A 24629-nucleotide genomic window follows, 5' to 3' on the forward strand; every position below is an offset into this window, starting at 1 on the left:
CCTCGGCAATCAGGCAGGGCCGGATCAGGAGAAGACGAGTCCTGCTTCCGCCAAGTCCTCGCGGATTGTTTCGATCTCGGCTTCGCCCGGCTCCACGAGGGGCAAACGGACAACCGAGTTGGACAGGATTCCCTGCCACTTAAGAACCTGTTTTGCAGCGACGGCACCCTGGATATGGGTCATCACTGCGCGGACCACGGGGTCCAGTTCGAAATGTATGGTGCGGGCGGTGGCGAAATCGCCCGCAAGTGCGGCATCAATCATCGCACGGTACTGCTTCGTGGCCACGTGGGCCGAGACGCTGACCAGCCCCACGGCTCCGGCCGCCATCCACGGCAGGGTCAGTCCGTCGTCGCCGGAGTAGACGTCCAGGTCGGTATTGGCCATCACCCGGGTAACGGCCGCGAAGTCAGCCTTGGCGTCCTTGAGGGCGACGATCCGAGGGTGCTCGGCGAGCCGGATCATGGTTTCCGGCAGGATCGGCACACCGGCGCGGCCCGGGATGTCGTACACCATGACCGGCAGGTCCGCGGCGTCGCTAACGGCTTCGATGTGCGCCTGGATGCCGGCCTGGCTCGGCTTGTTGTAGTACGGGGTGACGATGAGCTGGCCGTGGGCGCCGGCCTTGGCGGCCCGCTTAGCCATCTCGATCGAGTGCGACGTGTGGTTGGTTCCGGTACCGGCGATGACCTTGGCCCGGTCCCCGACCGCCTCAACGATGACGCGGAACAGCTTTTCCTTTTCGTCATCCTCCAGCGTGGAGGTTTCCCCGGTGGTGCCGGAGATAACGAGGGCATCATTGCCGTCGTCAACGAGCTTCACGGCCAGCTCTGCGGACTGCTTGTAGTCGACCTCACCGTCGGTGGTGAACGGAGTGACCATGGCGGTCACAAGGGTTCCGAACGTGTAAGAGCGAATATCAGAGTCAGCCATGGGAAAAACGTTACCCTGTCCCCCGCCGGTTAGGACAATGGCGGCGGCGTGATGCACGTCAAAGTCAACCCTCCTCCGCTCCGGCCTTTCCGGGCCCGGGAAGCGGCGCCGGACGCGGGGCCGGACTCGGGGCGGGCGCGGCGCAGTAACGGCCCACCGCCTCCACCCGGAGAGCCTCGGCCCAGCCTGCCAGGCGCTGCGCAGCGCGGACGTAGTCGAACAGTTCAGTCGGGGTCAGCGCTTCCAGGTCCGTTTCCGCGAGCCGCCGCGCCAGCTCGGCCCCGGGGGCCTGCTCGGCCAGGACGGTTCCCTCGCGGTGCCAGTGGGCGTCCTCGGGCGGCTCCCCCGCCACCAGCTGCCGGAAAAGGAAGTCGACGACTCCAGGGCTCATGGCCTTGAGGACGCCGGAGGCGTTGGGCCCTGAAGCGTTGGAGGCGTTGGCCCCGGCGGAACTGGCCCCTGATGCGTGGTTCATATCGCCATCGTATTCGAACATATATTCGAATACAAGGGCTGCTGGCCCGGCGGCGCCCGGACCGCGCCGGCTCCGGGGACTGCTGGGCGGTGTCCGCGGGCCGCGTCCCGAACGTCCCCGCGCGGCCATCCCCGGCCCCGCCCGTGAGACGATCAGACGATGACTTCCCGCGGCACGGCTACAACTTCGAGGACCGCCAGGACCACGGCGGCGGCCCCGCGGCTGACCGGTATCGACGCCGCGCGCGGCCTGGCGCTGCTGGGCATGATGGCCACCCATGTGCTCCCCACCTTCGAAGCCGACGCGCAGCTGACCCCGACCTGGGTCGGATTGGCATTCTCCGGCCGCGCCGCCGCCCTGTTCGCAGTCCTCGCGGGAATCGGCCTGGCCCTCTCAACGGGCAGGGAGCGCCCGCTGGAGGGCCGGCCGCTGTGGGCGGCCCGCCGCGGCGTGGCGCTCCGGGCGCTCGTGGTCGCCGCCGTCGGGCTTTCCCTGGGCGGGCTGGAGGTCAACATCGCCGTGATCCTGGTCCACTACGCAGTGCTGTTCCTCTGTGTGCTGCCTTTCCTGGGTATGGACATCAAGCGCCTGTGGGCCCTGGCCGCGGCCTGGATCCTCGCCTCACCTGTCCTGGCCTACCTCCTGCGGCCCTGGCTGCTGGCGGCCGAACCGCCGCTGCGGCTCGGCCATAACCCCGGCTGGGAGGACCTGGCCACCCCGGCCCGGCTGCTCGGCGACGTCTTCCTCACCGGCTACTACCCGGTGCTGCAATGGCTGGCCTACCTGCTGGTCGGCCTCGGCATCGGCCGTCTGGCCCTGGCGTCGAGGATCATGCCGTTCCTGCTGCTGGCGGCCGGCACCGCGGTGGCAGTGGCGGCGAAGCGGCTCGGCACCGTGTTCATGGAGGACTGGGGCGGCCGCGCGGCCCTGCAGGCGCAGCTCGGCAGCGACTACCCCCTGGCCGGCCTGCTGCAGGTGAATCTTGCGGGCGTGGAGCAGTCCGGTTCACCCTGGTGGCTGGCCTCCAGCGCGCCGCACTCCGGGACCACCCTTGACCTTTTGCACACCTCGGGGGTCGCGGCTGCCGTCGTGGGCTTGTGCCTGCTGCTGGGCCGGCTCGCCGACTGGCTGCAGCTGGACCTGTTGCTGCCGTTGCGCGGCGCGGGCGCGATGACGTTGAGCCTCTACACCGCGCATGTGTGGATCATGGCGTCCCTGCACGGCAGCCCGCTGCCGGCCGGCTGGACCGCGGAGGGCGTGTTTTGGGCCCAGGTGCTGGCCGCGCTGGCGCTTGGCAGCGTCTTCGCCCGGCTGTCGTGGCGCGGGCCCCTGGAGTGGCTGGGGCACGGGGCGAACCAGCTCGGCCGCGGCCGGCCCGCTCGTTAGGCCCCGCGGGAGCCTGTCCGGAACAGCCGGACGGCGTCGCGCATGGCGGCACGGGCGCGCTTGCGGTCACCGGCGGCGTCGTACGCGCAGCTGAGCCGGAACCACGAGCGCCAGTCCTCCGGCGCGGCCTCGGTCTCTGCCTGGTATTTCACGAATTCCCGGTCCGCGGCCTCGCGGATGATCCGGCCGGCCGGGGTGCGCGGCAGGGTGTCCTCCGGCAGGCCGCCCTCGGCTTCCAGGATCTTTGCCAGTTGCTCGGTCCGGGCGCCGAAGAGCAGCTCCCGAACCAGCGCCCAAGCCCCGACCACCGGCAGCACCAGGTACGCCAGTCCAAGGGCCTTCGCCACCGGATTCGGGTCCCCCAGCAGCAGCACCGAGCGCTGCAGGGACACCACCAGGTAAAAGACCAGCAGGAGCGTCACCGCGCCGACCCAGATCTTGGTGCGGTTGGCCTTCAGGACCGCCAGGACGTCCGCCATCAGAGGCCGAGGTCCAGGTAGCCGTCCAGGCCCACGGTCAGGCCCGGGTGGGCCGCGACGTTGCGCACGCCCAGCAGCACTCCGGGCATGAAGGAGGCCCGGTCGAAGGAGTCGTGGCGGAAGGTTAGCTGCTCCCCCGTACCGCCGAGGAGGACTTCCTGGTGGGCCACGAGTCCGCGCAGCCGGACGCTGTGGACGCGGACGCCGTCGACCTCGCAGCCCCGCGCGCCGGGGCGTTCGCTCGTGGTGGCGTCCGGGCTGGCCGCGACGCCGGCGTCCGCACGCTCGGCGGCGATCAGCTGGGCGGTGCGCACGGCTGTGCCGGAGGGGGCGTCCACCTTGTCCGGGTGGTGCAGCTCGATGATTTCGACCGATTCAAAGTAGCGGGCGGCCTTGGCGGCGAAGGCGGAGGCCAGGACCGAGCCGAGGGCGAAGTTAGGGGCGATCAGGACGCCGGTGCCGGGCCGGCCGGCGAGGAGGGCCTCCAGCCGCTCCAGCCGTTCGGCGTCCCAGCCGGTGGTGCCGACGACGGCGTGCATGCCGTGCTCGACGGCGAACCGGACGTTCGCCTCGGTGCTCTCGGGCACCGTCAGGTCCACCACGATCCGGGCTCCGGAGTCCACCAGGGTGTCGAGGGAATCGCTGCGGCCCAGGGCGGCGACGAGCTTCAGGTCTTCGGCGGCCTCCACGGCCTTGACGGCCTCGGCGCCCATGCGCCCGGTGGCGCCCAGGACGGCGACGGCGAGTTGTTCGGTCATGGCATCAACCCTACCGCCGGGCAGGGCCCCGGCCGGAACCGGACGGCGGCGTTACTCCCCCGCCCCGACCCACTCGACGGTTCCGTCGGTGAAGAATTGTTCCTTCCAGATCGGAACCTGCGCCTTGATCCGGTCCACGAGCTCGGAGCAGACCGCGAAGGCCTGGCCGCGGTGCGCGGCCGAGACGGCGCAGACCAGGGCGGGATCGCCGATCTCCAGCATGCCGGTCCGGTGCGCGGCCCAGATCTTCACCGGCTGGGCCGGCCCGTCCGTCCCGGCGGGGGCCTGCTCGGCGACGAGCTGCGCGACGACGTCGGTCATCACCTGGTGCGCGGTGGGGTGCGCACTGTAGCTGAGCCGCTGGACCGGCTTGCCGCCGTCGTGGTTGCGGACCACCCCGCTGAAGCTGACGACGGCGCCGGCCGTGTCAGATTCGACCGCCGCGATGGCCTGGTCCACCGAGATGGGTTCGGCGCTGAGCACGGCGTGCACGATTTCAAAGGCGGATTCGCTGCCCTGTTCAGTGTCCATGGCTGCCTTCCAGCTGGTCGCAGAGGTGTCCGATAACCGGGTCCAGGACGCTGAGGCCGTCCATGACACCCTTCGGGGACCCCGGGAGGTTGACGATGAAGGTGCTGCCGGCGGCCCCGGCGTGGCCGCGGCTGAGCATGGCCGTCGGGGTCTTGGCGGTGCCCGCGCTGCGCAGGCCCTCCATGATGCCGGGGATTTCCCGGTCCAGCAGCGGCAGGGTCTGTTCCGGTGTCGCGTCGGTGGGGCTCAGTCCGGTGCCGCCGCTGGTGATGATGACGGCGGGGTGCTGGGTCAGCAGCGCGCGCAGGGCGGCCCCGACGGGCTCGCCGTCGGGCACGACCATCGCGGGAAACGGCTCGAAGCCGTGCTCGGTCAGCCAGTCGGCAATGACCGGGCCGGTGAGGTCCTCGTAGACGCCGGCGGCGGCGCGGGTGGAGGCGATCACGATGCCCGCCTTGCGGCCGGTGGCCTCGCCGTGGCGGTGCGGGTCGGGCTGGTTCATGCCGGTCACAGTGTCCAGTCCCCGCTCTTGCCGCCGCTCTTGGCCAGCACCTTGATGTCGGTCAGGACCGCGTGCTTATCCACGGCCTTGATCATGTCGTACACGCTCAGGGCCGCGACGGACACCGCGGTCAGCGCTTCCATCTCCACGCCGGTCACCCCGCGGGTCTTGACCGTGGCAAACACCGTGACCGACTCGGCGTCGAGCTCGAAATCCACGGTGACCTTGGTCAGCGGCAGCGGGTGGCACAGCGGAATCAGGTCCGGGGTCTTTTTAGCGGCCAGGATGCCGGCAACGCGGGCGACCGCCAGCGCGTCGCCCTTGGGCAGCTCGCCCGCGCCGAGCAGGGCCAGGACCTCGGCGGTGCTGTTGACCGTGGCGGTGGCGGTGGCCTCCCGCGTGGTCTCGGCCTTATTGGACACGTCGACCATCTGGGCGGTGCCGTCCTGCCGCAAATGGGTCAGGACAGCCTGGTCCGGGTTGGCTGGACCCTTCGGGGTGGGGTTCTCTGTTTCGCTCACAGTATCCATACTTCCACCTCGTCACCCTCGGCGAGCGCCGCCGTTCCCGCCGGGACCTGGACCAGGACGTTGGAGCGGGCAAGCGCGTGCACCAGGTGGGAGCCCGCGCCGCCGATCAGGCTGACGGTGCCGTCCGGACCGAGGCTGCCGCGACGGACCTGGTGCTTGGCCTCCGGCGAGGTCAGGGCCGCAGCCAGGCGTGCCCGCACCACGGGCCGGGGCGCCGGCGCCCCGAGGAGCCCGGCAAGCCCGGGCCGGAGGAACATCTCGAAGGAAACCAGGCAGCTGACCGGGTTCCCGGGGAAGGCAAGGACCGGTGTGCCCTCGAAGCTGCCCAGTCCCTGCGGGCCGCCCGGCTGCATCGCGACCGGCCCGAATTCGACGTCGTGGTCCGCCAGTGCCTGCCGCACCACCTCGTAGGCGCCCTTGCTGACTCCGCCGGTGGTGATCACCAGGTCCACGTCCGGCGCGTGCCGGTGCAGCAGTTCCGCCAGCTCGTCGGGGTTGTCGGCGGAGATGCCGGTGCGGGTGACGGCCAGGCCGGCCTGGCGCAGGGAGGCTTCGAGCAGGGTGCCGTTGGCGTCGTAGATCCTGCCGGGTTCCAGCGGGCTGCCCGGCTCCACGACTTCGTCCCCGGTGGTGACCAGCAGCACCCTGGGCGCTGCGTGCACGGGGACCTCGGTGAGGCCCAGGGCCGCGAGCAGGCCGAGCTGCCCGGGGCCCAGGAAGGTCCCGGCGGCAAGGGCCGTCGCTCCGGCGGCGATGTCGCTGCCGGCCTCGCGGACGTAGGTTCCGGCCGGCGTGCCGGGCAACCGGACGGTCGCATCCGCGCCCGGTGCCGGGAAGGCGTCCGGGAGCGCCTGCTCAATGGGGACGACGGCGTCGGCTCCGGCCGGGATCATCGCACCGGTCATGATCGGCGCGGCGCTGCCAGGGACGAGGGGTGCGGGTTCGGCCCCTGCCGGGACGGGGGCGGCGACGCGCAGTTCGGCGCCGCCGTCGGGAAGGTCCGCGCTGCGGACCGCGAAACCGTCCATCTGCGAGTTGGCGAACGGCGGAAGGTCAAGCGGGGCTACGACGTCGGCGGCCAGCCCGCGGCCCAGGGCATCCCGGAGCGGCACCGCCTCGACCCGCCCCGCCAGCGGGGCCAGCAGCGCACGCACCTTGGCCCGGTGCGCTTCGACGGTCACGGTCCTGTGTGCGGTGCGGTGCATGGGTTCCTGGCCTTCGGCTCGGCGGGCGGGGACGTCAGGTTTACTGTAACCGGGCGGCGGGCGCCGAATCTTCCCTCGCGGGGCGTGATGCCCGGCCCGCAGTGGCGTAGCCTGACAATATGAGTGTTCAGCTTGGCATGCCCCAGCCCCGCTCCGCCGGCGGCCCCGGCCCGGACCTCCCGGCGCCCGCCGGCCGGCCCGCCGGAATGCCCGCAGGACTCGTTGACCGGTACGGCCGCACGGCCACGGACATGAGGCTGTCCCTGACGGACAAATGCAACCTGCGGTGCACCTACTGCATGCCGGCCGAGGGCCTGGAGTGGCTGGCCAAGCAGGCCGTGATGAGCGCGGAGGAGATTGTCCGGATCGTCCGGGTCGGCGTCAGCCTGCTGGGCGTGCGCGAACTGCGGCTCACCGGCGGGGAGCCGCTGGTCCGGGCCGACCTGCTGGACATCATTTCCGCCCTACGCTCAGAGCACCCCGACCTTCCCATCTCGATGACCACCAACGCCGTCGGGCTGGACAAGAAGGCGGCCGGACTGAAGGCCGCCGGGCTCACCCGGATCAACGTCTCACTGGACTCCCTGCACCAGGAGACCTTCGCCAAGCTGACCCGCCGGCCGTTCCTCGACCGTGTGCTGGCCGGTGTCGACGCCGCCTGGGCCGCCGGGCTGGGACCCGTGAAGCTCAACGCGGTGCTGATGCGCGGGATCAACGACGCCGAGTCGCCGGCCCTGCTGGCGTGGGCGCTGGAGCGCGGGTATGAACTGCGGTTCATCGAACAGATGCCCCTGGACGCCGACCACGGCTGGACGCGGCGGAACATGATCACGGCCGCCGAGATCCGGGAGCTGCTCTCCGCGGACTACGTGCTCAGCGCCGACCCCCGGGAGCGCGACGGCGCCCCGGCCGAACGCTTCGAGGTCCGTGCCCGGGTGCCCGGAACGGACCAGGCCACCGGCCCGGTGCTCGGGACCGTGGGGATCATCGCCTCGGTGACCGAGCCGTTCTGCGCCGACTGCCGGCGCACCCGCATCACGGCCGAGGGCAAGATCATGAGCTGCCTGTTCTCCCGCGAGGAGACGGACCTGCTGGGCCTACTGCGCAGCGGCGCCACCGACGAGCAGCTCGCCGAACGCTGGCAGGACGCCATGTGGCTCAAACCCAAGGCCCACGGCATGGACCACGTCGGACTGGACGCACCGGACTTCGTCCAGCCGGACCGCAGCATGAGCGCCATCGGAGGCTGACCCACCCGTGCACGTACGTTACTTCGCCGCCGCGCGCGCCGCCGCCGGCCGGGACGAGGAAAAATTCGACCTGGCCGGCGGCGCGACGCTGGCCGAGCTGATCGAGGCGGTCCTCGCCGTCGAGCGCCCCGAGCCGCCGGCGGGCACCCCGACGCTGGAACGGATCCTGGCCCGCTCCAGCTTCCTGCTCAACGAAGTCGCTGTCCGCACGCCCACGGCGGCGCTGGGCCCCGACGACGTCGTCGACGTGCTCCCGCCGTTCGCCGGCGGCTAGGAACGGCACCGAAGCGCACTCCCCCGCGGGGTCCGAAGCAGGCGGGTCCAATGGCACTCGCGGCACCGGGTCCCGGCGTAGCACCATGGGGAGCTGCCCCCCGCTCCCGGGGCGCCCGCCGACGTAAGGATCGCCATGGCCGCAGATGCACCCTTCACGATCGTGGTCGGCGTGGACGGGTCCACGCAGTCGCGGGCGGCGATGGACTGGGCCGTGGAGGAGGCCGCGCTCCGGCACGGCAACGTCCTGGCGCTGACGGCGTGGCACTACCCCTACGTCTCCGACGCACTCGGCCAGAGCTGGGATTACGAGATCTTCCGGTCGGACGCCCAGGTGATCCTGGATGAGGAACTCGACAGGGTCCGCGGCGCCACCGTGCCCGTCGACGGCCGCGTGGTCCAGGGCAACCCCGGCGCGGTCCTGGTCGAGGCCTCCCGCGGTGCCGACCTCGTGGCCGTGGGCTCCCGGGGACACGGCGGTTTCGCGGGCCTCCTGCTCGGTTCGGTCTCCAGCCAGACGGTCCACCATGCGCACTGTCCCGTCCTGGTGTTCCGGGAACCGCCCGCCCGCGAAGGACCGGCCTAGGCGGGACCGCCCGCGGGTTTTAGCTGCCCGCGAGGGCCTCGCGCACGCTGACCGCCACCGCCGCGGCGCCGGCGTCGCCCATGACAATCGTGTAGTGGTTGACATCCGGCACCTCGCGGACCCGCAGGCCGGGCAGCTTCTCCGCCCAGCCCTCCAGGTAGCCGGGTGCGTAGAGGGCGGTCGGTTCGTTGAGCAGGCCCCGCGGCGCCCGCAGGACCACGGCATCGACGGCGAGCTCGTCCAGGGCCTTCAACAGGGAGGCGCCCCGGTGCAGGTCCGCGGTGTCCTCGGCCATCGCCTCGTACCGCGTTGCGGGCCGAAGCTCCGGCTCCTCGCCGGTCAGGTCGTAGTCCACGTAGGCGTCCACGAACGGACTCCAGTCGGCGCTGAAGGCCGGGTGCTGCCGCCAGAAGGACCGGTAGACCTCCCGGCTGGGGAACGTGGCGTTCAGGCGCTGCGCGGCAGGCCCGAGCACCGAGGAAATGATTTCTTCGTCCGAGAGCCCTTCCGGCACCTGCAACGGCAGTCCGCCGTCGACCAGGACAAGCGAGCGGACGCGCTCCGGAAACCGGTTGGCGAGCACGAGCGAGGCGAAGCCGCCCATGGAATGCCCCACGACGACGACCGGGCCAGGAGCCAGTTCGGCGAGGACAGCGGCGAGGTCCTCGGCGTGCGAGGGCATCCCGTAGGGGCCGGGCAGGGAGTTGCTGCGGCCCCGGCCGCGCAGGTCGGGCGCAATGATCCGCACTTCGGGAAGCGCGGCCGCCACGGGCGCCCAGGCCTTGTGCGAGGCGGTCACGCCGTGCACGGCGAGGATCGTGGGGGCGTCCGGATCCTCCGGGCCCCAGAGCGCGGTGTGCAGCGTGCCGCCGCGTACCGCCACGTCGACGGTGCGATAGGTGTCCTGGTTCGTGGTCTGCGTCATGGCTGTGTCCCTTCCTGGGGCGGGGTGGGGTGGGCGGCGGGGTCCGTTGCGGAACCGGGGGCAAGGGCGCGTTCGATGAACTGCATCATCTCGTCGAAGACTTCCTCGGGTACGTCGGGCCGGGCTCCGGCGGCCGGTTCGGCGCCTTCCTCGTCCCAGAGGACCCAGCGCATGCCGATCAGTTCACCGATTCCCATCAGTGCCCAGGCCGCCACGGTCGGGTCCATCTGGCGGACTTCCCCGCTGAGCTGGGCCGCGGTGAGGCCCTCAATGTAGCCGTTGACGATCCGGGTGTAGTGCAGCCGGAGCGCGCCGGGCGAGACAAACTCCGCCTGGCGGATGATGCGGTACAGCGCCGGGTGCTGGGCGGTGAAGCGGAAGAAGGCCCGGAAGCCGGCCCGTTCGGCCTCAAGCCGGGTGCCGGTGCCGCGGGCGGCGTCGGTCATGGCGTGCCGGACGCGCCGGTTCAGGTCCTCGACCACCTCGTCGAAGATGGCTTGCTTTCCCTCGAAGTACAGGTAGAACGTGCCGAGTCCGACGCCGGCGGCCTCGGTGATCTTGACGATGGAGGCCTCGTGGTAGCCGACCGAGGCGAAGACCGACTCCGCGGCCTCAAGCAGCTTGGCCCGCGTGCGGGTGCCCCGGGCGGTGCGCGGTACGGCGCTCATGCCCTGCCTCCTGCCGCGGGCGCGGCCGCCGCGTCGCCGGCGGCGGTAGCGTCGCTGGCCGCGGGGCGGCCGGCCGCGGGGCGGCCGGCCAACTCCTGGCGGAGCCTGGCCCGGAGCACCTTGTTCAGCGCGGTGCGGGGCAGTGCGGAGACCATCTCGACCCGCCGCGGCACCTTGAAGCGGGCCAGCTGGCCGGCGCAGTGCTCCAGGAGCTCCTGTTCGTCCGTGGCCATTCCGGGGCGGATCACAACGAAGGCGATGCCGCTTTCGCCCCAGAGTTCGTCGTCCACGCCGACGACTGCCGCCTGCGCCACGGCGGGGTGGGCCAGCAGGGCCGCCTCAACCTCGGACGGGGCGACGTTTTCGCCGCCGGAAATGTAAATGTCCTTGAGCCGGTCCACCACCTTGATGTACCCATCGGCGTCGCGTTCGACCAGGTCGCCGGTGTGCAGCCAGCCGCCGGCCAGGACCGCCGCCGTGGCGGCCGGGTCGCGGAAGTACCCGGAGAAGACCCCGGGGCCGCCGACGAGCAGCTCGCCGCTGGCGGCGCCGTCGAGGATCTCCCCGGTGACCGGGTCGGCCACGGCGACGGCGACGTGCGGGTACGGTTTGCCGGAGTAGCCGACCATCCGCTCGGCATCCTCGTTCGGCAGGCAGAGCACGTTCGGTGAGGCCTCGGTCAAGCCGTAGCCCTGGCTCAGCGCCACTCCCCTGCGGTGCCAGATCCGCAGCAGCGGCGCCGGCATGGGCGCGCCGCCCACGACGGCGTGGCGCAGGCTGCCGAGTTCGGCGCGGGCGAAGTCGGGGTGTTCGGCGAGCATGAGGTACTGGGTGGGAACGCCCATCAGCAGGGTCACGCCGCGTTCGGCGATCAGCTGCAGCACCCTGCCGGGCTCGAACCCGCGCTCGAGCACCACGGTGGCACCGGTCCACCAGGCCAGCAGCGGCTGGATGTTCCAGCCGCCGACGTGGAACTGCGGCAGCACCGCCAGGACCACGTCGCTGCTGCCGAGGTCCATGGTGCGCGAGAGCGAGAGATTGGTCCAGAAACAGTTGGCGTGGGTCAGCACGGCGGCCTTGCTGGCGCCCTCGGTGCCGGAGGTGAAGATCATCAGCAGGGCATCGTCGTCCTGCACTCCCCGGTGCAGACCGGCGTCGTCGTCCAGCGTTGCCGGCAGGACGCGGCTGGGCGGCGGCACCGCCCTTTCGACGCCGCCGGGACCGAGCGCGGCGGTCCGCGGCCGGTGCGCGAGCAGGCCGCAGGCCGCGGCGGCGCGGGCGTCGAGTTCGCCCTCGACCAGCAGCAGCTGTGGTTCGGCGAGTTCCAGCTGGGCCGCGAGTTCCTGGGCCGACAGCCGCCAGGACAGCGGGACCAGGACCAGCCCGGCCTTGGCGCAGGCGAAGAACGCCACCACATGGTCGGAGCTGTTGCCCGTCAGGGTCGCGACCCGGTCCCCGATCCGGTAGCCGGCGGCCCGGAACCGGCCGGCCAGCGCCGTAGCGCGGCGCTCCAGTTCGCTGTAGAGCAGGGTGCAGCCCCGATCGTCGATGGCCACCCGGTTGGGGGTGGCGAGGCTGCGGTCGGTAGTCCAGCGGCCCAGCGTGTGCAGGCCGTCGGCGGCCTGCGGGGCGGTTATGCCGCTCATGCAGCGTCCTCCAGGATCTCGCGTGGTGTTTCGGCGCCCCCGGGACGCGGGCCGCGGCGCCGCTGCGCTAGCCGCTCGGCGGTTCCGGCGAGGCCTCCGGGCAGGAAGAGCACGACCAGGATGAAGAGCGTACCGAGGATGAACAGGGGTTCGGACAACGGTACACGCAGGATGTCCGGCAGGGCCTTGACCGCGTCGGAATTGGCGAGCGTGGTCAGCCGCTGGTCGAGGATCGTGTAGAACACCCCGCCGATCACCGCTCCCCAGCGCGAACCGACGCCGCCCAGGACCACCATCACCAGCAGCGTGATGGTCAGGTCCGAGGAGATGGCCCGGGGCACCGCGCCGCTTTGCAGCAACAGGAAGACCATGCCGATCACGCCGACGAGCGTCGCGGAGAGCACGAAGATCAGGAGTTTGACCAGGTATGGCTGCAGGCCCAGCACGCGGACGCGCAGTTCGTTCTCCCGCACGGCGGCCGCGGCGTGGCCCGCACGTGAGGACTGCACCCAGGTAACGATGATGAACACCGCCACCAGCACTGCCAGCGCCAGCCAGTACAGGTTGCGGGTGTTGACCACGCCGACCAGGAAGTCCGGCAGGTTGTCTGTACGCAGCGTGAGGCCCTCGTCGCCGCCGGTTTGGCCCTCGGGGTTGCGGCCCACGATCACCGAGCCGGCCTGGGCGAAGGCCAGCGTGACCATGGCGAACGGGATGCCGCTGACGCGCAGGCTGATGCTGCCGACCACGTGGGCCAGCACGATGACGATCAGCAGCGTCAGGCCCATGGCCGGCAGCAGCGGGATCTCCAGGTTCTGCAGGATGATCGCCAGCCCGTAGACTCCGGCGCCGAAGTAGAGGGCGTGCCCGAAGGACAGCAGCCCCGCTACGCCCAGCAGCAGGTGATAGGTCAGGGCTGCGGCCGCCATCAGCATGCACATGGCCAGCAGCTGCAGGGACCCCGGCGTGTAGCTGGGGCCGGGCAGCACACCGGGCAGCGAGATGTTCAGCAGCGGGAGCAGGACCAGCAGCAGCACGCCGGCCAGTCCCGCGGCCCAGGCGCCGAGGCGGCGGCCGGTGATGCGGGGACGGCCGGCGCCGGGGGCGCCGTTCCGGGCCGGCTGGCTGTTGCGGGTCCGGCGCTCCCCCGTCCGGGGGCCGTCGCCGGCCGCGGGCCGGTCCGTGCTGTTGGTTTCGGTATCGGTGGTCATGCGGTCCTCCCGAGCAGGCCGGTGGGGCGGAACAGCAGCACGAGCGCCAGGGCCAGCACGACGACGAAGTCGCCGGTGCCGCCGAGGTAGAAGTTCGCAAATTGCTGCAGGACGGCAACGGCGACGGCGGCGATGGCCGCACCGGTCAGCGAGCCGAGGCCGCCGATCACCGTGACGATGAAGGCGAAGATCAGCAGCGAACCGCCGAGCATCGGCGAGACGTAGCCGAAGTAGTGCGAGGCGAGCACGCCGCCGAGGCCGGCGGCAGCCCCGCCGATGGTGAAGACCAGGGTGAAGGCCTTGCGGACGTCGATCCCGAGTGCCGTGACCATGGAACGGTTTTCGACGCCGGCGCGGATAATCATCCCGTAGCGGGTTTTCTTCAGGAAGAAGACCAGGGCGAGCAGGACGAGCACCGCGGCGAGGATGCACACGAACCGGTCGTTAGGGATCCGGGCGCCGAGGATCTCGGTGGTGTCCTTGAACCACGCGGGCCCCTGGATGAAGACCGGGTCGGTGCCCCAGATGCCGTCGAACAAGGCCACGGCTGCGAGCGACAGGCCCAGGGTGACGAGCACCTGCTCGATGTGCCGCTGGTAGAGCCGGCGGATCAGGACGAACTCGGTGAAGGCGGCGAACGCCGCACCGGCGGCCGCGCCGATGAGCAGGGAGACCAGGAAGATGCCCCAGTTATCAGAGCCGGCGCGGCGGGCGATCTCCCAGCCGGTGAAGGCGCCCAGGGTCAGGAAGGCTCCATGCGCAAAGTTCAGCACACCCATCAGCCCGTAGATCAGGGACAGTCCGGCCGCCACGAGGAAGTAAAGCGCCCCGAGGCCAAGGCCGGTGAACAGGAGCAGGATGACGGTACTCACAGGGCAGCGCCTTTCCCGGCCGGGTCGCCCGCCGGTTCCGCGGACGGTGCCGCGTCGGTGGAGACACCCAGGTGCCGTTGGATCAGCCCGGCGTCGTCGAGGAAGTCGAGGGCAGGGCCGGTGTGGACCACGCGGCCGCCGGAGAGCACGACGGCGTCCCCGGCGAGCTGGCGGACCACGTGCAGGTTTTGTTCGACCAGCAGGATCGGGACGGTCCGGGCAGCCTCGGCCAGGGTGTCCGCGACCTCGCCGACGATCTTGGGCGCGAGGCCCTTGGTGGGTTCGTCGACCAGCAGGATCTTATTGGTGTTCAGCAGGGCGCGGGCCAGGGAAACCATCTGCTGCTGGCCGCCGGAGAGCGTCCCGGCCATCTGGCCGGCGCGGGCCAGCAGGTCGGGGAAGAGTTCTTCGACGAGCTGGCGGCGGGGTGCGGCGTCGCGTTCGGCGAGCCGGAGGTTTTCCGCGACGGTGAGCTTGGAGAAGACTTCGCGGTCCTCCGGCACGTAGCCCACACCGCTGCGGACGATCCGGAACGTGGCCTCCTTCTCGATCCGTTCGCCGTCGAGTTCCACGGCACCGGTGCGGTCGATCAGGCCGAGGATCGCTTTGATGGTGCTGGTTTTGCCGACGCCGTTGCGGCCCAGCAGGGCCGTGATGCCGGTCGCCGGCACGGTGAAGGACACATCCTCGACGACCTGCTGGGCAGCAATCCTGGCGCTGAGGCCGGTGACCTTGAGGATCGGTTCGACAGCGCCGGGTCCGGCGGTGGTGCTCATACGGGTTCTCCCAGATAGGCGTTTTGCACGGTGGGGTCGGCCATCACGGCGTCGGGGCTGTCGAGCGCGAGCAGGCTCCCGTGGTGCATCACGGCCACCCGGTCGACGAGGCCCAGCACGACGTCCATGTGGTGCTCCACCATCAGGACGGTGCAGCCGCGGTCCCGGTGCATTCCTCGGATGATCGCGGCGAGGGACGGGACGTCCCCCGACGCCACCCCGGCCATCGGCTCGTCGAGCAGGACGACGGCGGGATCGGTCGCCAGCAGCACGGCGATTTCCACCTTGCGTTTCTCGCCGTGCGACAAGTCTCCCGCCGCCGTCGTCAGCTGACCCGTCAGTCCCACCTCGTCGATGGTTCCCAGGGCGATCCGGGTGGCTTCGTCCGAGGCCGAGGGGAAGCGCAGGATGTTGAAGCTGCCGCCCAGCTTTGCCTGGGCCGCGAGCCGGACGTTTTCCAGGACGCTGAGCCGTGGAAAGAGGTTCGAGGTCTGGAAGGTCCGGCCCAGCCCTGCCCGGGCCCGGCGGTGGATGGGCGCTGCCGTGATCTCCCTGCCGTTGAGCGTGATGCTGCCCCGGGTGGGGCGCAGCACGCCGGATATCAGGTTGAACAGGGTCGTCTTACCGGCACCGTTCGGGCCGATGACGCCGATCATTTCGCCGGCGCCGACGGTGAGGCTGACATCCTGGAGGATGCGCGCACCGCCGATCTGCAGGCCGAGGCCGTCCACCGCGAGGGCGGGCAGGGCTGGGGTTTTCATACGGGTCCTTTGTGGTCGGGCTCGTTCGAGGGCAGGGACCGGCCCCTTTTCAGGGGCCGGCGCTGCTACTTCTTTTCCGGCGGGGCGACGGTGTCGCCCGGAATCGCCTTGATGAGCTCCGGTGCCCAGGTGCCGCCCTTCTGGACGAGCTTGGCCTGGTACATGTCCTGGATCAGGGCGTGGTCGGAGGCGCGGACGGTTTCCTTGCCCTTGGGGCCGTCGAAGCTGTAGCCCTCGAGCGCCTTGACCATGGCGTCGGGATCGGAGCCGCCTTCCTTGATCGCCTGGGCGATCAGCTGGCCGGCGACGAAGCCGTCCGGGGTGAACAGGTCGGCCTTGGCGCCGGCCTTCTCGACGGCGGCGATCATCTTCTTCTCCACCTCATTGCCGGCGGCGCCCGGGAAGTAGTGGTTGAGGAAGCTGATCTTGGAGCTCGCCGGACCGTAGGCGCCGAAGGTGGCGGCATCGCCCAGCCCGGTGACCACCGGCGCCGCGTCGAAGATGCCCTGCTGGTTCAGCGCCTGCCACATGGTGCCCGACGTCGCTCCGGCCCAGGCCACGAAGACCATGTCCGGCTTGGCATCAAGGAGCTGACGCGCGAACGGGGTCAGTTCCTGGTTTTCCGGCACGAGGACCGACTCGACGTTGGCACCCTTGGCCCCGAGCACCGCCTTGACGGCGGCGACGTTGCCCTGGCCGAAGGCGTTGTCCTGGGCGAAGACGACGACCTTCTTGCCCTTGGTGTCGATGAAGGTGCCCGCGGTGGCGACGTCCTGCAGGCTCTGGCGGCCGGAGCGGAAGGTGTACTTGTTGATGCCCTGGATGGCATCGGTGGCTGCCGGACCCGAGACGTAGAGGACCTTGTTTTGCTGCGCCTGCTCGGCGAGCTTGAGGGCGATCCCGGACGAGGCCGTGCCGCCGATGATCTTGTAGCCCTTGCCGATCATGTCCTTGGCGGCGGTGACCGCCTTGTCCGGGTCGCCGCCGTCGTCCGCGTACGTCAGGTTGATCTTGGCGCCGTTGATCTCGCCGGTGCCTCCGGTGGCATAGTCGATGCCGGCCTGCAGGCCCTCGTAGTAGGTGGCGCCGTAGGCCGCGAGGGGCCCGGTCTTCGAATAGATAATGCCGACATTGACCGGCTCAGCGGCCTTGCCGTCGCCGGAGCCTGCAGGCGCGGCCGAACCGGCCGTGGGCGCGCAGGCACTGAGGGCGAGCCCGGTCGCCATCACGGCGGCCATCAGGAACTTCTTTGTATCCTTCACGGGATGCCTTTCGTCGAGATCCCCCGGAATCCGGGCCGAAGATCACGGCGTTCCGGGCAGGTGGTGTGCGACTGAACCTGAAAGATGATTCAGATTACGGCAAATCTATGGCGCCGCTCACATCGTGTCAATGGACTTTGCCGTCTGCATTGCTACGACTCGGCAACATTCCGGCGCCCGCCAGACCCTCCCTCACTTGCGGCACCCCACCACGGGCCCCTCCCTCACATCAGGTCCCGCGACGGGACCCTCCCTCACATCACGCCCCCACGACGGGACCCTCCCTCACATCACGTGGGGATCCGCATCCTTTACAGCCGCCGGACAGGGCGTGATGATGGTGGCGGGGCCAGACTGAGGGAAACCGACGCGGAGGAACCATGGACCGACCGCTGCCAGGCAGCGCACTCGAGGCCCTTGAATCATTTCTGGGGCAGTGGAGCGGCACCACCCAGTGGGAAGCCACCGCATGGGGCCCGGCCCGGACCGCCGTGGCCGAGGTCGTGTTCGCCCGCGCCGCAGCCGGCCTGGCAGTGACGATGAGTTATCGCCATACGGATTCCGGCGGCGTTAAAACCGAAGGCATCGGCGTTTTCACTGCGGACACCGCCCACCCGGACACGCTTTGGTACCACGTCAACAGCATGGGGCTGCCCCCGGAGCCGCCGGCCCGTGCCAGTTGGCACGACGGCACCTTGACCATCGACCGGCGGAGCGACCGCGGCACGGCCCGCCACACGCTGCAGGTGGAGGGCGGCAAGCTGACCCATTCTGCCGGGTTGCGGCTGGGAAAAGCGCGCGAGTTCAGCCCGTTCATGACCACCGTGTGCCGACGTGTTCCCGAGCCGGCGCCCGTCGCCGTCTGAGCTGCGGGAGGGTCAGCAGCATCGCCGCCGGAGCTGAGGGAGGGTCAGCAGCATCGCCGCCGGAGCTGAGGGAGGGTCAACGGTTTCCCCGCCGGAGCTGAGGGAGGGTCAACGGTTTCCCCGCCGGAGCTGAGGGAGCGTCGTTAGAGGCCGAACGTCTCGGTTTCCTCGAAGGGTCCGACGACGGTGACGGTGCGCGGGGCGGCCGCGAGTTCGCGGGCGAGCTCCTGGACCTCTGCCACGGTGACGGCTTTGATCTGCCGGAGGGTCTCGTCGATGTCCTGGTATTCGCCGGACACCAGTTCTGCGCGGCCGAGCCGGGACATCCGCGAGCCGGTGTCCTCGAGGGCCAGGACAATTCCGCCGCTGAGCTGGCCGACGGCCTTGCGCAGCTCTTCTTCGGAGATGCCGCCCTCGGCGAGCTTGTCCAGTTCGGCGCCGAGCAGCTCCACGACCTGGCGGACCTTTGACGGAGTGCAGCCGGCGTACATGCCGAAGTAGCCGGCGTCGGCGTAGGAGGAGGCGAAGGAGTAGGTCGAGTAGACCAGGCCGCGCTTCTCGCGGACCTCCTGGAAGAGCCGGGAGGACATGCCGCCGCCGAGGACGGCGTTGAGCACGCTCATCACGAAGCGGCGGTCGTCGGTGGCAACCAGGGAGGGGCAGCCCATGATGATGTTGGCCTGTTCCACCGGGCGCTTGACCACGTGCAGGCCCGCCGTGCCGGTGATCGAGGCGCGCTCCGTGGAGCGGCGCTGCACCGGGGCGGCGTCGTGCTCCAATTCCCACCCGGCGGTCTGCAGGGCGTCCACCACGAGTCCGCAGACGACGTCGTGGTCCAGTCCCCCGGCGGCGGTGATGACGAGCTCGTCCGGGCGGTAGTAGCGGCGGTAGTGGTCCCAGACCGAGTCGCGGGCGACGGCGCGGATGGCATCGGGGGTGCCGCCGATCGGCCGGCCCAGCGGGTGCGTGCCGAGGACCGCGGAGACGAAGTGCTCGTGTGCGACGTCGGTGGGGTCGTCGCTGTCCATCGCGATTTCCTCCAGGATGACGTCGCGTTCCTGCTCCATCTCCTGGGGATCCAGCACGGCGCCGGTGATCATGTCGGCGATGACGTCGATGGCCATCGGCAGGTCCGTGTCCAGCACCCGGGCGAAGTAGCAGGTGCTCTCCTTCGCGGTGGCGGCGTTCGATTCGCCGCCGACTTCATCGAAGGCCGAGGCGATTTCCAGGGCGGTGCGCCGCTTGGTGCCCTTGAACAGCAGGTGCTCGAGGAAGTGGGTGGAGCCGTGCTGCCCGGGGGCCTCGTCGCGCGAGCCGACGCCGACCCAGAACCCGATCGTGGCCGACCGCTGCCCCGGCATCGCTTCGGTCAGCACCCGGACACCGCCGGGCAGCACGGAGCGCCGCACTTCCGAGCCGCCGTCGGCTCCGTGGACAAGGGTGTCAGCGTGCTGGTTCTGCTCGAGCGGCAGGGGGACGACAGTCATCAAGGCCTTTCAGGAAACCGTTGCGGAAAACGCGCCAAATCTGCCTGCAATCCTACCTGCCTTTAACGGCAGCGGGGCCGGTGGACGAATCCACCGGCCCCGCTGCGCGAGTCAGGAAAGACTACCCTGCGGACTCCTCGGAGACCTCAGCGTTGCCGGCATCCCCTGCCTCATCCGCCACGACGGGCGAGAGGGAGAGCTTGCCGCGGTCATCGATCTTGGTGATTTCCACCTGGATCTTCTGGCCGACGGAGACAACGTCCTCGACGTTGTCCACGCGCTTGCCACCGGCGATCTTGCGCAGCTCGGAGATGTGCAGCAGGCCGTCCTTGCCCGGGGTCAGGGAAACGAAGGCGCCGAAGGTCGTGGTCTTGACGACCGTGCCCAGGTAGCGCTCACCGATTTCCGGAACCTGCGGGTTGGCGATGGCGTTGATCGCGGACCGGGCGGCGTCCGCGGACGGGCCGTTGGTGGCGCCGATGTAGACGGTGCCGTCGTCCTCGATCGAGATGTCCGCCCCGGTGTCTTCCTGGATCTGGTTGATCATCTTGCCCTTTGGGCCGATGACCTCGCCGATCTTGTCTACCGGGATCTTGACTGCGATGACGCGCGGTGCGAACTCGGAGAGCTCGTCCGGGGTGTCGATCGCGGAGTTCAGCACGTCCAGGATGTGCAGGCGGGCTTCGCGGGCCTGCTTCAGGGCGGCGGCCAGCACGGAGGCCGGGATGCCGTCGAGCTTGGTGTCCAGCTGGATGGCCGTGACGAACTCGGAGGTACCGGCGACCTTGAAGTCCATGTCACCGAAGGCATCTTCGGCGCCGAGGATGTCGGTCAGGGCGGCGTAGCGGGTCTGGCCGTCGACCTGGTCGGAGACCAGGCCCATGGCGATACCGGCAACGGCGGCCTTCAGCGGCACACCGGCGTTGAGCAGCGACAGCGTGGAGGCGCAGACGGAGCCCATCGACGTCGAACCGTTGGAGCTGAGGGCTTCAGACACCTGGCGGATGGCGTAGGGGAATTCCTCGCGGGACGGGAGCACCGGCATGATGGCGCGCTCTGCGAGGGCGCCGTGGCCGATTTCGCGGCGCTTCGGCGAACCGACGCGGCCGGTCTCGCCGGTGGAGTACGGCGGGAAGTTGTAGTTGTGCATGTAGCGCTTGCGCGTTACCGGCGACAGCGAGTCGATCTGCTGTTCCATCTTGAGCATGTTCAGCGTGGTGACACCCATGATCTGGGTCTCGCCGCGCTCGAAGATGGCCGAACCGTGGACGCGGGGCAGGACCTCGACCTCGGCGGTGAGCTGGCGGATGTCCGTCAGGCCGCGGCCGTCGATGCGGATCTGGTCCTTGAGGATGCGCTGGCGCACAACCTGCTTGGTGACGGAGCGGAAGGCTGCGGACAGTTCCTTCTCGCGGCCTTCGAACTGGCCGGCCAGGGAGGAGACAACCTCGTCCTTGAGCTCGTCGGAGGCGGTGTCGCGTTCCTGCTTGTCGGCGATCTGGAAGACAGCGGCCAGCTTCTCGGCGGCGGCGGACTCCACAGCGGCGTAGACGTCGTCCTGGTAGTCCAGGAAGACCGGGAACTCGACGGTCGGCTTGGCCGCGCGGGCAGCCAGGTCTGACTGTGCTTCGCAAAGAGCCTTGATGAACGGCTTGGCAGCCTCGAGTCCCTCGGAGACGACCTCTTCGGTCGGGGCGGTGGCGCCCTGTTCCTTGATGAGGTTCCAGGAGTTGTCGGTGGCTTCGGCTTCAACCATCATGATGGCGACGTCGTCGCCCGCGATGCGGCCGGCAACGACCATGTTGAAGACGGCGTTCTCCAGCTGGGAGTGCTTCGGGAAGGCGACCCACTGAGTGCCGTTCTCGTCGGCGACGAGGGCAACGCGGACGCCGCCGATCGGGCCGGAGAAGGGCAGGCCGGAAAGCTGGGTGGACATCGAGGACGCGTTGATCGCGACGACGTCGTACAGCTCATCCGGGTTGATGGAGAGGACGGTGACGACGATCTGGACCTCGTTGCGCAGGCCCTTGACGAACGCGGGGCGCAGCGGGCGGTCCATCAGGCGGCAGGCCAGGATGGCTTCGGTCGAGGGACGGCCTTCGCGGCGGAAGAACGAGCCGGGGATGCGGCCGGCAGCGTACATGCGCTCTTCGACGTCGACGGTCAGCGGGAAGAAGTCGAAACCTTCGCGCGGGTGCTTGCCGGCGGTGGTTGCGGACAGCAGCGCGGTCTCTTCATCGATGTAGACCATGGCTGCGCCGGCTGCCTGCTTGGCAAGACGGCCGGTTTCAAAGCGGATAACCCGCTTGCCGAAGCGGCCATTGTCAATGACGGCTTCTGAGAACTGGATTTCGGGACCCTCCAAGAGAGTCACCTCCGTTTCTTGGTTCACGGAGTCCAGCCGCATCAACCCAGTCCAGCATCTGTCTACTGGCCTGCACTGCACCCGGTCATCGATCGAGACCCACGGGCTAGGGGCTTGAGTTCCTTGAAGCCGTTCCCGGAGGTCACTACCGAGGACCGCGAATGCGTGATGCGGTTGATCCTCCTGTTGAGTTTTGTTTGAAGAAGGCGGCCCCTTCCGATGGAAAGGGCCGCCCCTTAGAGCTGACTAGCGGCGCAGGCCGAGGCGCTCGATGAGCGCACGGTAGCGGTTGATGTCAGTGTTCTTGAGGTAGGTGAGCATGCGCTTGCGACGACCAACCATGGCCAGCAGACCGCGCTGGGTGTGGTAATCGTGCTTGTGCTCCTTCATGTGCTCAGTCAGATCCTTGATCCGCTGGGTCAGAACAGCAACCTGGACCTCCGGCGAACCGGTGTCGCCCTCGGACGTTGCGTATTCCTTCATGATGGACTGCTTTACAGCGGCGTCAAGTGCCACAATAACTCCTAGAGTTGTGCCGTGAGGCCCGAATCAGTAATTCACTGCCGGGGGTGCTGCGCCGAATCGCCTTCCGAAGGAGGGTCTGCCGACACAGCAGGAACCAGCCGCCACGGACTGCAGCCGGAACCAACGCCTAGTTTACTGGCACGCCGTCGAAGTTGTCTAAACCATCCGCGGCCGCGGCCGGGCGCCGTTACTGTTCCGGGGCCAGCAGCGCCCGGATTGCCGCGACCCCGCGGTAGACCTCGGCGAACGAGGTGCTTAGCGGGGAGAGCCCGATCCGGATGCCCTGCGGGGCGCGGAAGTCCGGGATGACATCCTGCTCCCAGAGCGTGGCGGTCATGCCGCGGAAGAACGGATGGTCCACGGTGATGTGGCTGCCGCGAAGTTCGGGGTCCCGCGGGGTGGACAGCCGCACGCCGGCAGGCTCCAGCCAGGCGTCATGGAGTTCGACGGCGAAAGCGGTCAGCTCACGTGATTTCTCCCGGACGGCGGCCATGCCGGTTTCTTCGAGCAGGTCCAGGGTGCCGCGCATCGCGAGCATCCCGAAGACCGCCGGGGTGCCGCTGAGGAAGCCCCGGATTCCGGCGGCAGCCTGGTATCCCGGGCCCATTTCGAAGGCGTCTTTGCGCCCCATCCAGCCCCAGATCGGCTGCTGCAGGCCGGGGAGGTGCCGGGCGTTGACGTAGCCGAAGGCGGGTGACCCCGGTCCCCCGTTGAGGTACTTGTAGGTGCAGCCGGCCGCGAAGTCCACGTCCGCGGCGTCGAGGCCGATCTCCACCGAGCCGGCCGAATGGCACAGATCCCACACCACCAGGGCGCCGGCGTCGTGCACGGCGGCGGTGATGCCGGGCAGGTCCGCCAGGAAGCCGGATCGGTAGGCGATCTGGCTCAGGACCACGACGGCGGTCGCCGGGCCGGTGGCGGCGCGCACCTGGTCCACGGTCACCCCGGCGGCCGGGTCAGGCTCGATCCATCGCAGGGTCAGCCCTTCCTCGCGGGCGATGCCCTCGACGAGGTACCGGTCGGTGGGGAAATTTTCCGTGTCCAGCACAATCTCGGTGCGGGCGGGGTCCCCCACCGCGGCCAGGGCGGCACGGATCAGCTTGTAGAGCACCACCGTGGTGGAGTCGGCAATGATGGTCTGCCCGGGCGCGGCGCCCAGCACGGCCCGGCCGAGCTGGTCCCCGATGCTCTGCGGCAGTTCGAGCCATTCCTCGTCCCAGCCGCGGATGAGCCGGCCGCCCCAGCTGTCCTTGATGAAGCTTCCGATGTCATCGGCCGTGCGCTTGAGCGGCCGGCCGAGCGAGTTGCCGTCCAGGTAGCACAGCTCGGACTCGGCGCCGATGAAGTGGTCGCGGTACGCGGCCAGCGGATCCGCGGCGTCGAGGTCGAGGGCGCGCTGCCACAGGGCTGTGGTGTCGCCGGCGGGGCCGTGCGCGGCGGTTCCCGGGGCGGCGGCGTCGGCGCTCACTGGCCGATCTCCGTCCGCACCGCGAAGAGCTCGGGGAAGAACGTCAGGTCAAGGGCCTTCTGCAGGAAGGCGGCACCGCTGGATCCACCGGTTCCGGATTTCATGCCGATGGTCCGTTGCACGGTGCGCAGGTGGCGGAAACGCCAGAGCTGGAAATTGTCTTCGAGGTCCACGAGCTCCTCGCAGGCCTCGTAGGCGCCCCAGTTGTCGGCGGCGTTTTCGTAGATGTGCTTGAACACCGGGACCAGCTCGGGGGTGAACTCGTGGGCCTGGCTGACGTCCCGGTTCAGGACCGCGGCCGGCACGTCGAAGCCCTGGCGCTGGAGGTAGGCCAGGAAGTCGTCGTAGATGCTGGGTGCTTCCAGCAGCTCCTGCAGCATGGCGTGGGCCTCGGGATCGGATTCGAACACCGGCAGCATCTTGCGGTTCTTGTTGCCGAGCAGGAATTCCACCGCCCGGTACTGGCTGGACTGGAACCCGGACGAGTTGCCGAGGAAGCCGCGGAACTGCGAGTACTCGGTGGGGGTCAGGGTGGCCAGGACGGACCACTGCTCGGTGAGGGTCTTCTGGATGTGCTTGACCCGGGCGATCGCCTTCAAGGCGGAGCCGAGGTCATCGGCGCGGAGCCAGGCGGCAGCGCTGCGCAGTTCGTGCAGGACCAGCTTCAGCCACAGCTCCGTGGTCTGGTGCTGGATGATGAACAGCAGTTCGTCATGGTGCTCCGGCTCGCTCACCGGCTGCTGGGCGCTGAGCAGCGTGGGCAGCTGCAGGTACGAGGCGTAGCTCATCCGGGAGCTGAAGTCCCGGACGATGTCCTTGTCCAGTTCCCGGGTGTTTTTCTCGAGTGTCACGTCTTGCCTTCCTCGGCGTGGTCTGGGGTCGTGCGGGC

Annotated in this window: 26 protein-coding genes; 5 read left to right on the forward strand and 21 right to left on the reverse strand. The window is 69.7% G+C overall.

Annotated features, from left to right (window positions below; genetic code table 11):
• Positions 1–24: 24 nt before the first annotated feature.
• Both dapA and ACTWLI_RS00355 read right to left on the reverse strand, forming a co-directional pair.
• Entirely contained in the window at positions 25–933 is a 909-nt protein-coding gene (gene dapA, locus ACTWLI_RS00350; protein WP_445154761.1) for a 4-hydroxy-tetrahydrodipicolinate synthase, read from the reverse strand.
• Between the two features lie 64 nt (positions 934–997).
• Complete coding sequence (locus ACTWLI_RS00355) at positions 998–1408, reverse strand: hypothetical protein (RefSeq protein WP_445154762.1); 411 nt, start codon at positions 1406–1408, stop codon at positions 998–1000.
• Positions 1409–1567: 159 nt separating this feature from the next.
• Between ACTWLI_RS00355 and ACTWLI_RS00360 the strand changes: the two genes are divergently transcribed.
• Positions 1568–2794 carry a heparan-alpha-glucosaminide N-acetyltransferase domain-containing protein gene (locus ACTWLI_RS00360; RefSeq protein ID WP_445154763.1) on the forward strand — a complete coding sequence of 409 codons (1227 nt, stop codon included), beginning with the start codon at positions 1568–1570 and terminating at the stop codon, positions 2792–2794.
• On the opposite strand, the gene ACTWLI_RS00365 is transcribed toward ACTWLI_RS00360, so the two are convergent.
• The 6 genes from ACTWLI_RS00365 to ACTWLI_RS00390 are packed head-to-tail and all read right to left on the reverse strand — an operon-like array spanning position 2791 to position 6799.
• Positions 2791–3273: a hypothetical protein gene (locus ACTWLI_RS00365; RefSeq protein WP_445154764.1), complete on the reverse strand. Its 483-nt coding sequence runs from the start codon at positions 3271–3273 to the stop codon at positions 2791–2793. The genes ACTWLI_RS00360 and ACTWLI_RS00365 overlap by 4 nt on opposite strands.
• Positions 3273–4031 carry a 4-hydroxy-tetrahydrodipicolinate reductase gene (gene dapB / locus ACTWLI_RS00370; RefSeq protein ID WP_445154765.1) on the reverse strand — a complete coding sequence of 253 codons (759 nt, stop codon included), beginning with the start codon at positions 4029–4031 and terminating at the stop codon, positions 3273–3275. The genes ACTWLI_RS00365 and dapB overlap by 1 nt, the downstream gene beginning before the upstream one ends.
• A gap of 51 nt (positions 4032–4082) precedes the next feature.
• Complete coding sequence (locus ACTWLI_RS00375) at positions 4083–4562, reverse strand: molybdenum cofactor biosynthesis protein MoaE (RefSeq protein ID WP_445154766.1); 480 nt, start codon at positions 4560–4562, stop codon at positions 4083–4085.
• Positions 4552–5064, reverse strand: coding sequence for a MogA/MoaB family molybdenum cofactor biosynthesis protein (locus tag ACTWLI_RS00380; RefSeq protein ID WP_445154767.1), 513 nt, complete (start codon positions 5062–5064; stop codon positions 4552–4554). Before ACTWLI_RS00380 ends, ACTWLI_RS00375 begins: the two co-directional genes overlap by 11 nt.
• 5 nt (positions 5065–5069) lie before the next feature.
• On the reverse strand, positions 5070–5594 hold the full coding sequence (gene moaC / locus ACTWLI_RS00385) for a cyclic pyranopterin monophosphate synthase MoaC (protein ID WP_445154768.1): 525 nt from the start codon (positions 5592–5594) through the stop codon (positions 5070–5072).
• Positions 5582–6799 (reverse strand): molybdopterin molybdotransferase MoeA, encoded by a 1218-nt coding sequence (locus ACTWLI_RS00390; protein ID WP_445154769.1) that lies wholly within the window; start codon positions 6797–6799, stop codon positions 5582–5584. The genes moaC and ACTWLI_RS00390 overlap by 13 nt, the downstream gene beginning before the upstream one ends.
• A 119-nt stretch (positions 6800–6918) precedes the next feature.
• On the opposite strand from ACTWLI_RS00390, the gene moaA reads away from it, so the two are divergent.
• The 3 genes from moaA (at position 6919) to ACTWLI_RS00405 (ending at position 8908) form a co-directional block, all read left to right on the forward strand.
• On the forward strand, positions 6919–8049 hold the full coding sequence (moaA, locus tag ACTWLI_RS00395) for a GTP 3',8-cyclase MoaA (protein ID WP_445154770.1): 1131 nt from the start codon (positions 6919–6921) through the stop codon (positions 8047–8049).
• Positions 8050–8056: 7 nt separating this feature from the next.
• A complete protein-coding gene (locus ACTWLI_RS00400; protein ID WP_445154771.1) occupies positions 8057–8323 on the forward strand; it encodes a MoaD/ThiS family protein in 267 nt (88 codons plus the stop codon).
• Between the two features lie 135 nt (positions 8324–8458).
• Positions 8459–8908 carry a universal stress protein gene (locus tag ACTWLI_RS00405; protein ID WP_445154772.1) on the forward strand — a complete coding sequence of 150 codons (450 nt, stop codon included), beginning with the start codon at positions 8459–8461 and terminating at the stop codon, positions 8906–8908.
• A gap of 19 nt (positions 8909–8927) precedes the next feature.
• On the opposite strand, the gene ACTWLI_RS00410 is transcribed toward ACTWLI_RS00405, so the two are convergent.
• The 8 genes from ACTWLI_RS00410 to ACTWLI_RS00445 all read right to left on the reverse strand — a co-directional run bounded on the left by ACTWLI_RS00410 (position 8928) and on the right by ACTWLI_RS00445 (position 17029).
• Positions 8928–9833, reverse strand: coding sequence for an alpha/beta hydrolase (locus tag ACTWLI_RS00410; RefSeq protein WP_445154773.1), 906 nt, complete (start codon positions 9831–9833; stop codon positions 8928–8930).
• Positions 9830–10501, reverse strand: a complete 672-nt coding sequence (locus ACTWLI_RS00415; protein WP_445154774.1) for a TetR/AcrR family transcriptional regulator — start codon at positions 10499–10501, stop codon at positions 9830–9832. Before ACTWLI_RS00415 ends, ACTWLI_RS00410 begins: the two co-directional genes overlap by 4 nt.
• Positions 10498–12147 (reverse strand): class I adenylate-forming enzyme family protein, encoded by a 1650-nt coding sequence (locus ACTWLI_RS00420; RefSeq protein WP_445154775.1) that lies wholly within the window; start codon positions 12145–12147, stop codon positions 10498–10500. Before ACTWLI_RS00420 ends, ACTWLI_RS00415 begins: the two co-directional genes overlap by 4 nt.
• Positions 12144–13358, reverse strand: coding sequence for a branched-chain amino acid ABC transporter permease (locus ACTWLI_RS00425; RefSeq protein ID WP_445154776.1), 1215 nt, complete (start codon positions 13356–13358; stop codon positions 12144–12146). The genes ACTWLI_RS00420 and ACTWLI_RS00425 overlap by 4 nt, the downstream gene beginning before the upstream one ends.
• The gene (locus ACTWLI_RS00430) at positions 13355–14230 is read right to left on the reverse strand and encodes a branched-chain amino acid ABC transporter permease (protein ID WP_445154777.1); all 876 of its coding nucleotides are present in this window, start codon (positions 14228–14230) and stop codon (positions 13355–13357) included. Before ACTWLI_RS00430 ends, ACTWLI_RS00425 begins: the two co-directional genes overlap by 4 nt.
• Complete coding sequence (locus tag ACTWLI_RS00435) at positions 14227–15006, reverse strand: ABC transporter ATP-binding protein (protein WP_445154778.1); 780 nt, start codon at positions 15004–15006, stop codon at positions 14227–14229. Before ACTWLI_RS00435 ends, ACTWLI_RS00430 begins: the two co-directional genes overlap by 4 nt.
• Positions 15003–15767 carry an ABC transporter ATP-binding protein gene (locus ACTWLI_RS00440; protein ID WP_445154779.1) on the reverse strand — a complete coding sequence of 255 codons (765 nt, stop codon included), beginning with the start codon at positions 15765–15767 and terminating at the stop codon, positions 15003–15005. The genes ACTWLI_RS00435 and ACTWLI_RS00440 overlap by 4 nt, the downstream gene beginning before the upstream one ends.
• Positions 15768–15832: 65 nt before the next feature.
• Entirely contained in the window at positions 15833–17029 is a 1197-nt protein-coding gene (locus ACTWLI_RS00445; protein WP_445154780.1) for a substrate-binding domain-containing protein, read from the reverse strand.
• Between the two features lie 380 nt (positions 17030–17409).
• On the opposite strand from ACTWLI_RS00445, the gene ACTWLI_RS00450 reads away from it, so the two are divergent.
• On the forward strand, positions 17410–17895 hold the full coding sequence (locus ACTWLI_RS00450) for a DUF1579 domain-containing protein (protein WP_445154781.1): 486 nt from the start codon (positions 17410–17412) through the stop codon (positions 17893–17895).
• 143 nt (positions 17896–18038) lie between these two features.
• Here ACTWLI_RS00450 and ACTWLI_RS00455 read toward each other — a convergent pair whose 3' ends face one another.
• From ACTWLI_RS00455 to kynA, 5 genes are all read right to left on the reverse strand, one after another.
• A complete protein-coding gene (locus ACTWLI_RS00455) occupies positions 18039–19382 on the reverse strand; it encodes a M16 family metallopeptidase (protein ID WP_445154782.1) in 1344 nt (447 codons plus the stop codon).
• A gap of 121 nt (positions 19383–19503) precedes the next feature.
• Positions 19504–21747, reverse strand: a complete 2244-nt coding sequence (locus ACTWLI_RS00460; RefSeq protein ID WP_445156076.1) for a polyribonucleotide nucleotidyltransferase — start codon at positions 21745–21747, stop codon at positions 19504–19506.
• Positions 21748–21993: 246 nt separating this feature from the next.
• Complete coding sequence (rpsO, locus tag ACTWLI_RS00465; RefSeq protein ID WP_056740588.1) at positions 21994–22263, reverse strand: 30S ribosomal protein S15; 270 nt, start codon at positions 22261–22263, stop codon at positions 21994–21996.
• A gap of 196 nt (positions 22264–22459) precedes the next feature.
• Positions 22460–23740 (reverse strand): kynureninase, encoded by a 1281-nt coding sequence (locus ACTWLI_RS00470; protein ID WP_445154783.1) that lies wholly within the window; start codon positions 23738–23740, stop codon positions 22460–22462.
• On the reverse strand, positions 23737–24591 hold the full coding sequence (gene kynA / locus ACTWLI_RS00475) for a tryptophan 2,3-dioxygenase (RefSeq protein ID WP_445154784.1): 855 nt from the start codon (positions 24589–24591) through the stop codon (positions 23737–23739). The genes ACTWLI_RS00470 and kynA overlap by 4 nt, the downstream gene beginning before the upstream one ends.
• Between the last annotated feature and the right edge of the window lie 38 nt (positions 24592–24629).

The organism is Arthrobacter sp. Hor0625, assembly GCF_052567525.1.